This window comes from Paenibacillus sp. 598K, assembly GCF_003851045.1.
GTDB lineage: Bacteria > Bacillota > Bacilli > Paenibacillales > Paenibacillaceae > Paenibacillus_D.
The window spans coordinates 3,899-16,067 of record NZ_BFBX01000172.1 but is presented as its reverse complement, the minus strand read 5'-3'; the positions used below and the strand labels follow the sequence as shown (position 1 = coordinate 16,067).

The 12,169-nt window shown below is 60.8% G+C and carries 9 protein-coding genes; 4 read left to right on the top strand and 5 right to left on the bottom strand.

Annotation, left to right across the window (positions count from 1 at the left end):
• The 5 genes from PA598K_RS33335 to PA598K_RS33315 form a co-directional block, all read right to left on the bottom strand.
• The coding region (locus PA598K_RS33335; protein WP_148092029.1) for a carbohydrate ABC transporter permease at nt 1-825 on the bottom strand (825 nt) is incomplete at its 3' end.
• Entirely contained in the window at nt 819-1,775 is a 957-nt protein-coding gene (locus PA598K_RS33330; RefSeq protein WP_128661056.1) for an ABC transporter permease, read from the bottom strand. The genes PA598K_RS33330 and PA598K_RS33335, both read right to left, overlap by 7 nt.
• 165 nt (nt 1,776-1,940) lie before the next feature.
• Nucleotides 1,941-3,788, bottom strand: a complete 1,848-nt coding sequence (locus PA598K_RS33325) for a sensor histidine kinase (RefSeq protein WP_128661055.1) — start codon at nt 3,786-3,788, stop codon at nt 1,941-1,943.
• Nucleotides 3,789-3,816: 28 nt separating this feature from the next.
• Entirely contained in the window at nt 3,817-5,463 is a 1,647-nt protein-coding gene (locus PA598K_RS33320) for a response regulator transcription factor (RefSeq protein ID WP_185602386.1), read from the bottom strand.
• Nucleotides 5,464-6,151: 688 nt separating this feature from the next.
• On the bottom strand, nt 6,152-7,315 hold the full coding sequence (locus tag PA598K_RS33315) for an ROK family protein (protein WP_128661053.1): 1,164 nt from the start codon (nt 7,313-7,315) through the stop codon (nt 6,152-6,154).
• A 189-nt stretch (nt 7,316-7,504) separates the two neighbouring features.
• Here PA598K_RS33315 and xylA point away from each other — a divergent pair, with 189 nt between their 5' ends.
• The 4 genes from xylA to PA598K_RS37490 form a co-directional block, all read left to right on the top strand.
• Nucleotides 7,505-8,818, top strand: a complete 1,314-nt coding sequence (gene xylA, locus PA598K_RS33310; RefSeq protein WP_128661052.1) for a xylose isomerase — start codon at nt 7,505-7,507, stop codon at nt 8,816-8,818.
• A gap of 102 nt (nt 8,819-8,920) precedes the next feature.
• Nucleotides 8,921-10,417, top strand: a complete 1,497-nt coding sequence (xylB, locus tag PA598K_RS33305) for a xylulokinase (RefSeq protein WP_128661051.1) — start codon at nt 8,921-8,923, stop codon at nt 10,415-10,417.
• A gap of 270 nt (nt 10,418-10,687) precedes the next feature.
• The gene (locus PA598K_RS33300) at nt 10,688-11,626 is read left to right on the top strand and encodes a LysR family transcriptional regulator (RefSeq protein WP_128661050.1); all 939 of its coding nucleotides are present in this window, start codon (nt 10,688-10,690) and stop codon (nt 11,624-11,626) included.
• 354 nt (nt 11,627-11,980) lie between these two features.
• Nucleotides 11,981-12,169, top strand: a 189-nt coding sequence (locus tag PA598K_RS37490) for a hypothetical protein (RefSeq protein WP_221414201.1), incomplete at its 3' end; no start/stop codon positions are given.

The following is a 12,169-nucleotide window of genomic DNA, read 5'->3' as shown; positions in this document are numbered from 1 at the left end:
GAAGTGCTTTTGCAGGAACGGATAGATGACGATGACCGGCAGCGAGGCGAGCATGACCGAGGCCATCTGCATCGTCTGCGTCGGCATCATGTTCTCGGCGTTCTCCAGCGGCTGCTGGCTCTGCATCAGGATCTCGCGGACGACGACCTGGAGCGGGAACAGCGTCCGGTCGGTGACATAGAAGATCGCTTGGAAAAACTCGTTCCAGTGCCCCACCAGATAGAACAGCCCGACCGTCAGCAGCACCGGTATCGAGAGCGGCGTGACGATGCGCAGCAGGATGCGGAATTCCTTGGCCCCGTCGATACGCGCCGATTCAAACAGCTCCTCGGGCAAGCCTTCGAAGAAGCTTTTCATGATCAGCACATTAAAGCTCCAGATCGCATTCGGCAGGATCATCGCCCAGACGCTGTCGAGCAGCCCCATCGACTTGACGATCAGGTAGGTCGGGATGAGGCCGCCGCTGAACAGCAGCGTGAACACGATCATCAGCAGGAACACATTGCGTCCCGGCAGGTTTTTGCGGCTGAGCGGGTAGGCCATCAGACCGGTCAGCACGAGGTTGACGGCAGTGCCGACGACCGTGATGAACACCGTCACCTGGAAGGCGCGCGGGATGTTGGACTCGGTCAGCAGCGTCTTGTAGGCGGAGAACGTAATCTCGCGCGGGAACAGGATGAAGCCGCCGTTGCGCAGCACCTCGCCGAAGGGCGTAATCGACACCGAGACGACGTACAGGATCGGCAGGATGGCCGCGAGACCGCACAGACCGAGTACGAGGTAGACGATGGCGTTGAACAGCTTGTCGTCGAGGCCCTTTACCATATGCCTTCCCCCCACTTCTTGGCCAGTCTGTTGGCCCCGAGCACCAGGACGAGACCGATCAGCGACTTGAACAGGCCGACGGCGGAGGCGAGGCTGAAGTTCATCTGCTGCAAGCCGGTGCGGTACACCCATGTATCGAGGATGTCGGCGACCGGGTACACCTGGATGTTGTACAGGATGTAGATCTGGTCGAAGCCGGCGTCGAGCAGATGCCCGAGCTTCAGGATGAACAGCAGGATGATGATGCTGCGGATGCCGGGCAGCGTGATGTGCCAGATCATCCGCAGGCGACTGGCGCCATCGACCTTGGCCGCCTCGTAGAGCGTCGGATCGATGCCGGCCATCGCGGCCAGATAGATGATCGCGCCCCAGCCGAGATTCTGCCATACCTCCGAGCCGACGAGGATGCTGCGGAAGTAGTCCGTCGAGGTCAGGAACGGGATCGAGCTGCCGCCGGCTTCGACGATCCAGCGATTGACGAGGCCGCCATTTTGCGAGAACAGCGTCAGCAGGATGCCGAAGATGATGACCCAGGACAGGAAGTGCGGCATATAGGTCAGCGTTTGGACGATCGACTTGAGCCAGCGGACCTTGCATTCGTGGAGCAGGATGGCCAGGATAATCGGTGGGAGCGTGCCCCATACGAGCTTGTAGAGGCTGATCAGCAGCGTGTTGGTCATCAACTGGCCGAAGTACGGCGACTGGTAAAAGTCTTGGAAATGTCGGTACCACGGATCGGCCCACGAGCTGCCGGTGATGCCCTCCATGATCGCAAAATCCTTGAAGGCGATAATGACGCCGTACATCGGAAAGTAGCGAAAGATGACAAAGTAGACGATGCCAGGCAGCAGCATCAGGTAAAAGGCTCGGAAAAGCCACAGCTTCCTGGCGCTCCTCCGCCATCTCGGCGGCTGCAGGCGCGGCGCTTCGGCGAGACCTGGGGGTTGCATGGGAAATCCCTCCTTACAATCGATGGCTGCTATCCCAAGCGAGGCGTGCACTCCAGGCTTGTGAATGCGCTTCCAACGGATGATTCTAATTATAAGGAGCCGGGGCCGCTACCGATATGCATGAAAACGTAAAAAGTGTATGAAATCGTGCGCAAGAGGAGCAAATCACGGCTGACGGCCGCGCTGCTCCTCCGATTCGGCGATGAAGGGGATGTCGACGCGCACGATCGTGCCGACGCCGGGGCGGCTGCCGATGCGCAGCCCATAGCGCTCGCCGTGATGGATGCGGACGCGCTCGTGGACGTTGCGCAGGCCGATGCCGGTGAAGCGGAAGCGTCCGCTGCCGCTCGAACCCGTCCGCTCCGGGGGTGGAGTAGTCTCGCCCGCTGGGCCGCCTTCTGTACAGCCATCCGCCCGACCGGTCGTACCATCATTCAGCCGACGCCGAGCGGCATCGTCCATGCCGACGCCGTCGTCGCGGACGTACAGCCGCAGCCGCTGCGCCGACACCTCGCCGGTGATCGAGATGAGCCCGCCTTGCTGCGGCGTTAGTCCGTGGAAGAGCGCATTTTCGACCAGCGGTTGCAAGGTCAGCTTGAGCACGCGGCAGCTCATCAGCTCTTCCGGGATCGCCTCCTCGTAGCGGTATTGCTCGCCGTAGCGCACCTGCTGGATCTGCATATACATCCGCAGCCCCTCGAGCTCCTCTGAGAGCGCGACGTATTCCGACTGCCGGTCGAAGCTGAAGCTGAGCAGCTTGACGAGCGAGCGGATCGTCTCCCGCACCTCGGCCGTCCGCTGCTGCTTGGCGAGGCTGCCGATGCAGGCGAGCGTGTTGAACAGGAAGTGCGGGGCGATCTGACTGCGCAGCATCTTCAGCTCGTACTCCTTCTTCGACTCCTCGGCGGCGAGCGTCTTGTGGAGCAGCGTCTGGATCCGTTCGAGCATCGCGTTGTAGCTGCGGGTGAGTCGTCCGATCTCGTCGTTGCGGGTGACGGGCAGGCGGGAGACGACCTGCACATCGTCGAGTCGGTCCATCTTCTCGACGAAGCGGCGGATCGGCCGCGTGAAGGAGCGGGTGAGCAGGTAGGCGCTCAGCAGCAGGATGACGATCCAGGCGAGCATCGCCGTCCGGTAGTTATGGTTGAGCCGTTGCAGATCCTGGTAGAAATACGCCTCCTCGATGAAGGCGGCAAGCGACCAGCCGAGCCGGTTGGGGGCGGAGCGGACGGCGACGAGCGCCTTGCCGTCCTGGCCCGGGAGGCTGCTGATGCCGACTGCAAGCTCCGGGAGCTGCTCGCGGAACCGATCCTGCAGCACCGGCGGGAATTCGCCCTCGCGTACCGGCAGCAGCCGCTCGAGGACATCGAGCCGGTTGATGACGTTGCCGCTGCGCGTGAAGAGCGCGTAGGACTGGTAGATCATCGGCGAGATGCGCTCGCTGAGCGCCGTCAGATTGATCTCGGCGGCGACGACGCCGCGGACTTGCCCGGCAGTATCGGTGACCGGCAGCACATAGGCAAGCGTCTGGCCCGACATTGGCGAGTAGTAGGGCTCGCTGACGTTGATGGCGCCGTAATTTTGCATCGCCAGCTCGTACAGCTCTGGCAGATGAGGGTTGCCGATAATCTCATAGTTGACCTGGGCGTTGGTGAGCGCCTTGCCGTCCGGACGGATCAGATAGAGCGTCTTGGCGATCGAGTTGTTGTTGCTGGCGAATTGGCGCAGCATATCGAAGGCGACCTCTTCCTGGCCTTCCTGGAGCAGGCGGGGCTGGGTGGAGAGGAGCAGGAGCATGTTCTCGACATTGTCGAGGTTGGCGTCGATATATTGGTTGGTGCGGCTCACGAGCAGCTCGGCGTCGCGGATTACCTGGTTGCGCAGCAGCCCTTCCGCCTCGTGCAGATTGCGCCCGGCCAGCACCATGACCAGAGCCAGCGTGACGATGGACAAGTAGAGGAATTGCTTGGTGGCCAGCCCGAGGCTGCCGTACCAGCGGTATAGCTTGGACATGTCGATCTACCTCCGTCGCTTGCGGGTATCATGGCTGTCGCTTGTAATCGGTAGGAGCCAGGCCGGTCCACTTGCGGAACAGCTGAGTGAAATAACGGTAGCTCGGAATGCCGATGCGCTCGGCGACCTCGTACACCTTCATATTGGTCTGCGAGAGCAGCTCGACGGCCTTTTCCATCCGCAGTCGCGTGATTGTCTCGCCGACCGTGCTGCCAGTCTCCTCCCGGAACAGGCGGCTCAGATGATGGGGGCTGAGACCGACCTGCTCGGCGATCAGTTGGAGGGTAAGCGGCGCTTGCAGATGGTCGCGGATATAGACGAACGCCTGCCGCACCTCTAGCCGATAGCGGTATTGGCCCTGATCCCAGGTACGGATAGCGTCGGTCAGTCGGCAGATCAGCTGACTTAGCGTCTGGGCGTCGATCATGGCGTCCAGGCGAAGGCCGTCCGGCTCGGCGACGGCGTCCTGCTGGCGCAGCCAGTCGACGAGCCAGACCATCATCCGCTGCTTCAGCTGGCCCGGATCGGGGCGGAGCTCGCGGCAGCGATCAGCGAAGTCCTCGGCCAGACAGCGGCATAGCCGCTCTGCGGAACCACTGGCCCAGCGCAATGGCTCCTGCAGCTGCTGGACGCCCGACTCGTCGAGCTGGCGGATCGGAGCAGACGCGCCGTACCGGAGGCCGATGTCCGACAGGTCGGCGTAGAATAGCTGGTCGCGCCAGCGGTCCGCAGCGAGCAGGGCGTCCCCCAGCGCATCGCGGACTACCAGCGGCTCGCTGACGACGGCGTAGACCGAGGGCTGCAGCGCGCCGAGTCGATCCGTACTGGCGGTGATGTCGGTCGGCTGCGACGCTTGGTGTGTCAAGGCTTGAAGCTGAGGCAGAACTGAAGGATACGACTGCGGCACCGTTGCCGTCTCCGACAGTTGGGTGGAGAGGAGGAGGCGGTGCATATCCGACAGTAGCGCGGGCAGCGCTTGTGCGAGCCAGGTCTCCTGCTCAGGTCCGTCCCGGAGCAGGAGGTAGATGCCTTGCTCGCCGATGAATGCCCACTGTCGCTCGTCCGATTCGTCCTGCGCGAGTCGCAGCTCGATGGCCGGGCGACTGGCCTGCACCGCCGCCGCCTCGGCGATCCTGTAGAGTTGCACGAGTCGGTAGCGCTCCTCCTCGGCCAACCCGACAGCCTGCCATTCGCGATCTCCCGGCGTCTGGCGCTGCAGCAGCTTGGCGAGCAGCCCGGCGAGCCTGGCGCGCTGCTCGGAGCGGATCGAGCGCCGCGAGTGCTGGTCGGCGGCGATCGCTTCCCGCGCCTTGCCTAGCGCCTCGACGAGCTCGCCGTCATCGAGCGCGACCTTGAGGATATAGGCGACCGCGCCGAGGCGCAGCGCGTCCTGGACATAGCGGAAGTCGCTATGGCAGGTGAGCAATATGATCCGCACGGCGGGGCAGTGTGCTCGCAGCTCGCGGATTAGTGTCATCCCGTCCATGACGGGCATCGTAATATCGGTGATGAGCACATCCGGCTGAAGCTCCCGGCATAGTGAGAGCGCTTCCTGTCCGTTGCAGGCTTCGCCGACGAGCGAGGCTGCGTAGGATGCCCACGGCAGGAGTCGCAGCTCCTCGCGCAGCGGCAGCTCGTCGTCGGCGATGACGACGCGCAATGGTGTGGCGTGCATGGCTGGTCCCCTTCCTCTTAGCGCGGCTGATGGAGTCTGCGCGTACGAATGCTTTGAGGCTATCATACGGCATGAGAGGGCTTGCGTAAATACGGATCCTGCCATCGCTTAACTGCAAAAATACCTCTATTTATGCTCCAAAGCGCGTGAAATCGGAATTTTAATGCAAAAGTGCACTTATTTTGGGTGAACGGCACATGAGGAGGAAATTTCAATCTTCTTAAGTGCGCATTTGCATTTATTTGCCTGTTTCGACCCCGTTTCGCCGCAAATAAACGTACTTTTACACTTATCTTTATTTGGCCTTTGTTTGGGGGAAAGGCGGCCTAAGATGCCCCTGAGCGGGCTTGCAAACACGCCCTAGGCAAGGGGAGGGGCGGACGGAAGACTAGGCGCAGGAGAGAGGAGGGAGCATCAAGGGACTTGGCTTCGGCCGGGATCGGCTGTCCCAAAAGCCAGGCGAACCGCAAGGTCGGCTCGTCTGGCTTCAGCAGAGAGGGGATAGGAAAGAGGATAGGTGCAGCAACAGCAGACCCATCGCGTAGGTGCGTCAGCATGATGGGGGCGGTGGACGAAGGGGCCGGACAGAACGGACAGAACCGAAAGAACGGACAGGACGCACATGACGCACATGACGCACAGAACCGACAGAACGGTAATCGCAAGATGACGACTATTCCTGTCAGGCTCAGGCCCCGCCCTTGACCCGGTGGAAAAATTGGTCGATCGCGTAGTAGGCCGCTCCGCGTACGGCGGATTGCTCGCCCAGCTCGGCGAACAACAGACGCAGCCCGTGACGGTGTTGCTTCAGGGTGCGTCGGCTCAGCGTCTCCCGCACGCTGTCCTCGATCCAGCGCTGGGCAAGACTCATCCGATTGCCGACGATGACGACCTCCGGGTTGAACACATTGACGATGTTGGCCAGACCGACGCCGAGATCGGAGCCGATGCGGCGGAACAGCTCTTGTGCGGCGGCATCGCCGTCGTCTGCCGCCGCGAGCAGCTCGCGCAGGCTGCCGTAGCCGAGCGGCCCGGCCAGCTCCAGCAGGGCGTGCTCAGAGGCGTACAGCTCCCAGCAGCCGAGGTTGCCGCAGCGGCAGGGCTTGCCAGCCAGATCGATCGATAGATGGCCGAGCTCGCCGGAGAAGCCGCGCGCACCCTTGTACAACTCCTTGTTCAGGATGATGCCGGTGCCGATCCCGATGCCGACGCTGACATAGATCTGGTGGGCGATGCCGCGACCGGCGCCGTATTTCTGCTCGCCCTGGGCGCCGGCATTGGCTTCGTTGTCGATGAATACGGGCACGTCGTAGCGAGCGGAGACGAGCCGCTGCAGCTCGACCTGCTCCCACTTCAGATTGGGCGCGAACAGGATCGTGCCGCGCTCGTCGACGAGACCGGGCACGCCGATGCCGACGCCGACGATGCCGTAGGGCGAGTCGGGCGCCTGAGCGATCAGCCCGGCGATCAGCCGATACAGCTCAGGCAGAACCAGCTCGAGCTCATGACGCTGCAGCGACGCCTCGGCTTCGGCGATGACGCCGCCCTCGAGGTCGGTCAGGACGCCACGGATATAGTTGACGCCCAGGTCGATGCCGACAGCGTAGCCTGCCGCGCGATTGAAGATGAGCATGACCGGCTTGCGGCCGCCGCTCGAGACGCCCATGCCGATCTCCAGCACGAGATGAGCGTCGAGCAGATCCTGCACGAGACTGGAGACGGTCGCTTTGTTCAGCCCGGTCAGCTCGGATATGTTGGCGCGCGACAGCGGCGCTTTTTTGACGATGGCGTCCAGCACGATGGCCGTGTTCATTTTTTTGATCAGAGCAAGATCTCCGGTAGCTTTTCTCATGACGATTGTGCGGGCCTCCATCTGTATGCCAAGTTAGTTTTGCCGTTGCTTAATGTAGTAAAATTATTTTACCACAATCTTTGTTAGTTTAATAGACAAACTAAGTTGAAAGATGCTATTATAGGGACTAAGAGCGTTTTCAAACGCCGCTCCAATTTATTTTTTATTATCGAGGAGGCTGTTACGGGTATGAGTTATTTCGGCAATATTAACAAGATCGAGTTCGAGGGCAAGGGCTCTGACAACCCGCTGGCGTTCAAACATTATAATGCAGACGAGGTCGTGCTTGGCAAAAAAATGAGCGAGCATCTTCGCTTTGCAGTTGCATACTGGCATACATTCACTGGCGACGGCTCCGATCCGTTCGGCGCAGGTACGGCTGTGCGCGCGTGGGATCATCTCTCGCCGCTGGACAAAGCCAAGGCTCGCGTCGAGGCGAACTTCGAGTTTCTGGAGAAAATCGGCGTTCCTTATTACTGCTTCCATGACCGCGACATCGCGCCGGAAGGCGAGACGCTGCAAGAGACGAACAAAAACCTCGACATCATCGTCGATCTGCTCGAGCAAAATATGAAATCGAGCGGCGCGAAGCTGCTCTGGAATACCGCCAACATGTTCACCAACCCGCGCTTTACGCATGGCGCAGGCACGACCTGCAATGCTGATGTGTATGCTTACGCTGCGGCGCAAGTGAAGAAGGGGCTGGAAGTCGGCAAACGTCTGGGCGCCGAAAACTATGTGTTCTGGGGCGGCCGCGAAGGCTACGAGACGCTGCTGAACACGGATATGTCGCTGGAGCTGGATAACCTGGCACGCCTGTACCATATGGCGATCGCTTATTCCAAAGAGATCGGCTTCGACGCGCAATTCCTGATCGAGCCAAAGCCAAAAGAGCCGTCCAAGCATCAGTATGACTTCGATGCGGCGACGACGATCGCATTCCTGCAAAAGTACGATCTGCAAAACCACTTCAAGCTGAACCTGGAAGCGAACCATGCAACGCTGGCCGGCCACACGTTCGAGCACGAGATCCGCGTAGCAGCGATCAACGGCATGCTCGGCTCGCTCGACGCGAACCAGGGCGACCTGCTGCTCGGCTGGGATACCGACGAGTTCCCGACCGACCTGTATGCTACGACGCTGACGATGTATGAAGTGCTGCGCGCCGGCGGCATCGGCCGTGGCGGCGTCAACTTCGACGCCAAGGTGCGTCGCGGCTCCTTTGAGCTGGACGATCTGTTCCTGGCGCATATCGCCGGTATGGACAGCTTCGCCTGGGGTCTGAAGGCAGCGGCCAAGATGATCGAGGACAACTACTTCGAGGACATCATGGCGAATCGCTACCGCAGCTTCTCCGAAGGCATCGGCGCCGAAGTCGTCGCTGGCAAAGCGACGCTGCAATCGCTGGAAGCCTACGCGCTGCAAAACAACCCGATCAAAAACGAGTCCGGTCGCCAAGAGCGCATCAAGCTGAAGCTGAGCGAATATATCTTCAGCGTCTAAGACGCGATGCGATTGAGCAACAACGCTGCCCTTGGCTGTGCGCCGGGGGCGGCTTTTGCCCGTCCGGCGGGCTAACGATACGGATAGGAAGGTGCGGAGACGATGAGCTATGTAATAGGGATAGATCTCGGTACGAGCGCGGTCAAGGCGCTGCTCGTAGACCGGGAGGGACAGGTGCGAGCGGAAGCCTCGCAGGAGTACCCGCTCTACCACGACCACTCGAGCTGGAGCGAGCAAGAGCCGGAGGATTGGGTTAACGGCACGCTGGCGGCCATCGACGCGCTGGTGGCGCAGGAGGGCATCGACGCTGAGGCGATCGAGGGCATCAGCTTCTCCGGGCAGATGCACGGCCTGGTGCTGCTGGATGCGGCGCACCGGCCACTGCGCCGGGCGATCCTCTGGAACGACACGCGCACGACCGAGCAATGCCGCGAGATCGAGCGGACGCTCGGCGAGACGCTGCTGTCGGTGACGCGCAATCCGGCGCTCGAAGGCTTCACGCTGCCGAAGATCCTCTGGGTAAAGCAGCATGAGCCGGAGCTCTTCGCGCAAGCACAGCTGTTCCTGCTGCCCAAGGATTATGTGCGCTTCCGGCTGACCGGCGAGCTGCATATGGACTACTCGGACGCGGCGGGCACGCTCATGCTTGACGTTGCGGGCAAGCGCTGGAGCGATGAGGTGCTGGCGGCATTTGGCCTGCCGGCTACGCTCTGTCCGCCGCTCGTCGAGTCGCATGGGCTCGTCGGCACGTTGCTGCCGGAGGCTGCCGAGCGCAGCGGCCTGCAGCCGTCGACCAAGGTATTCGCCGGCGGAGCCGACAATGCGTGCGGCGCGATCGGCGCAGGCATCCTCTCCGAAGGTCTGACGCTGTGCAGCATCGGCACCTCGGGCGTCATCCTGTCGTACGAGAACGACAAGGATCGCGACTTCCACGGCAAGGTGCATTTCTTCAACCACGGCAAGGAGGACGCCTTTTATGCGATGGGCGTGACGCTTGGCGCAGGCTACTCGCTGAGCTGGTTCAAGAAGACGTTCGCCGCAGACGAGTCGTACGACGAGCTGTTGGCTGGCGTCGGCGATCTCGCGCCGGGCGCGAACGGGCTGCTGTTCACGCCTTATCTGGTGGGCGAGCGAACACCGCATCCCGACGCGACGATCCGAGGCAGCTTCATCGGCATGGACGGCTCGCACCGTCGGGTCCACTTCGCCCGCGCCGTCATGGAGGGCATCACCTTCTCGCTGCATGAGTCGGTCCATATGTTCCGCGAGGCGGGCAAGACGGTCGACGCGATCATCTCGATCGGCGGCGGCGCCAAGAACCCGGTCTGGCTGCAGATGCAGGCCGATATTTTCGACAGCGAGGTGATCGCCCTGGCGAACGAGCAGGGACCGGGCCTCGGCGCGGCGATGCTGGCCGCCTACGGCTGCGGCTGGTTCGACTCGCTGGAGGCGTGTGCGGAGCGGTTCGTCAAGCGCGGCGCATCGTACCAGCCGAACCCGGATGCCGTCGAGACGTACAAGGGACTGTTCGCCATCTACCAGCAAGTGTACGGACAGACGCGCGAGCTGAACGAGGCGCTTGCCGCTTATCGCGGCTAACCTAGGCAGACTGGACAACGGCAATGCACAGCACGGCAATGCACGGTATACTGCAATGGCTATTTTTGTGGGCCTCCGTCAGTTCTTCTGACGGAGGTTATTTTTTGCGGTCGGCCGAGCCAGCCGGAGTGCTTGCGCTGGGTCGTTTCGCCGCAGTAGCACAAGAAACTTTCGTTGGAGCGCGTGAACCAGCCGCATCTCATTCAACATCCGCGTCGTTTCGTGTTATGCTGGTGAGACACAAGTAATCAAGTAGAAGGGGGTTCGGCTATGACCTTGCAGCAGCTCCGATACGTCATCGAAGTCGCCAATCGCGGCTCGATGAACGAGGCGGCCAAGCGTCTTTTCATCTCTCAGCCCTCGCTGTCGATTGCGATCCGCGAGCTGGAGCAGAGCATAGGCATCACGATTTTCGAGCGCTCCAACAAAGGCATCCTGCTATCCAAAGCTGGCGCAGAGTTCCTTGGCTATGCCCGTCAGGTGATCGAGCAGGCCGAATTGCTGGAAAATCGATACTTGAACGCCAAGCCGTCGCCGCAACATTTCTCGGTGTCGACGCATCATTACGCTTTTGCCGTCAATGCCTTCGTCAAGCTCGTCGATCGGTATGGGCAGGAGGAGTACGAGCTGGCGCTGATGGAGACGAAGACGCACGAGATTATCGAGCATGTGCGCACGCAGCGCAGCGAGATCGGCATCTTGTACGTCAACGAGTTCAACTCCAAGGTGATCAATCGGCTGCTGCGCGACGCCAATCTCACTTTTACGAGTCTGTTTAAGGCCAAGGCCCATATTTTCATCAGCATCCACAATCCGCTGGCTCGCCAGTCGATCGTTACCCTTGACGAGTTACAGGATTATCCGTATTTGTATTTCGAGCAAGGGGAGTACAATTCGTTTCACTTCGCAGAGGAGATCCTCAGCACGCTCTCGCGCAAGAAAAGCATCCGGGTCAATGATCGGGCGACACTGTTTAATCTGCTGATCGGGCTCAATGGCTATACGATCTCCACCGGCGTCGTCAGCAGCGACCTCAACGGCGACGAGATCAAGGCTGTGCCGCTCGCCAGCGACGAGATCATCCATGTCGGCTGGATCGCCCATCGCAACGCGGCGTTGTCCAAGCTCGCCCAAGCCTATGTCGAGGCGCTGCACGAGGCGGTCGGCCTCTCGGGCAACCAAGAGGCGGAGGAACCAGGAGAGTTATAGGAGCTTGCCCGGTCTATACGTGGCTTGACAAGTCAGAGCTGCGGTTGATGGGCGGGTGGTCAACAACTGCAAAATACCTTTATTTGTCGCCAATATGCGCTGATACGGTTGGCTAACTGCAATAGTGCACTTAAAGTGGCTGCCTTATTACGAAAATGAGTTTTTCATCGAAAACAACTGTACTTTTGCGCTTATTGTTGCCAAAACTGCCCTTTCGGACCGAAATAAATGTATTGTTGCAGTTAGCAAAGCCCCCATCACCTTGGCTCTCGCGAGAACGAAGGTGATGGGGGCTTTGGCGTCTGATATGGTTATCCCGATGTCTGCGCTCGTTGCTCTGTTGCCGGGACTGGGATGTTTACGACCCTTATCGCAGCGTCTTGTTGCCACCTGCGCGAGCAGGAGGGGATCGCCGGGCGGCTCACATTCGCCGGGCCGCTCACATGCTTGTCGCATGCTACGAAGCTACAATTCGTTCGCTACTACTACAAGTCGCACGCTACGAAGCTGCGCATCTTCATCAGGCAGCGTCTCCCGGTCGCG

Coding starts and splice junctions, on each gene's coding strand:
- PA598K_RS33330 (WP_128661056.1), bottom strand. CDS start 1,775: ATGCAACCCCCAGGTCTCGCCGAAGCGCCGCGCCTGCAGCCGCCGAGA.
- PA598K_RS33325 (WP_128661055.1), bottom strand. CDS start 3,788: ATGTCCAAGCTATACCGCTGGTACGGCAGCCTCGGGCTGGCCACCAAG.
- PA598K_RS33320 (WP_185602386.1), bottom strand. CDS start 5,463: ATGCACGCCACACCATTGCGCGTCGTCATCGCCGACGACGAGCTGCCG.
- PA598K_RS33315 (WP_128661053.1), bottom strand. CDS start 7,315: ATGAGAAAAGCTACCGGAGATCTTGCTCTGATCAAAAAAATGAACACG.
- xylA (WP_128661052.1), top strand. CDS start 7,505: ATGAGTTATTTCGGCAATATTAACAAGATCGAGTTCGAGGGCAAGGGC.
- xylB (WP_128661051.1), top strand. CDS start 8,921: ATGAGCTATGTAATAGGGATAGATCTCGGTACGAGCGCGGTCAAGGCG.
- PA598K_RS33300 (WP_128661050.1), top strand. CDS start 10,688: ATGACCTTGCAGCAGCTCCGATACGTCATCGAAGTCGCCAATCGCGGC.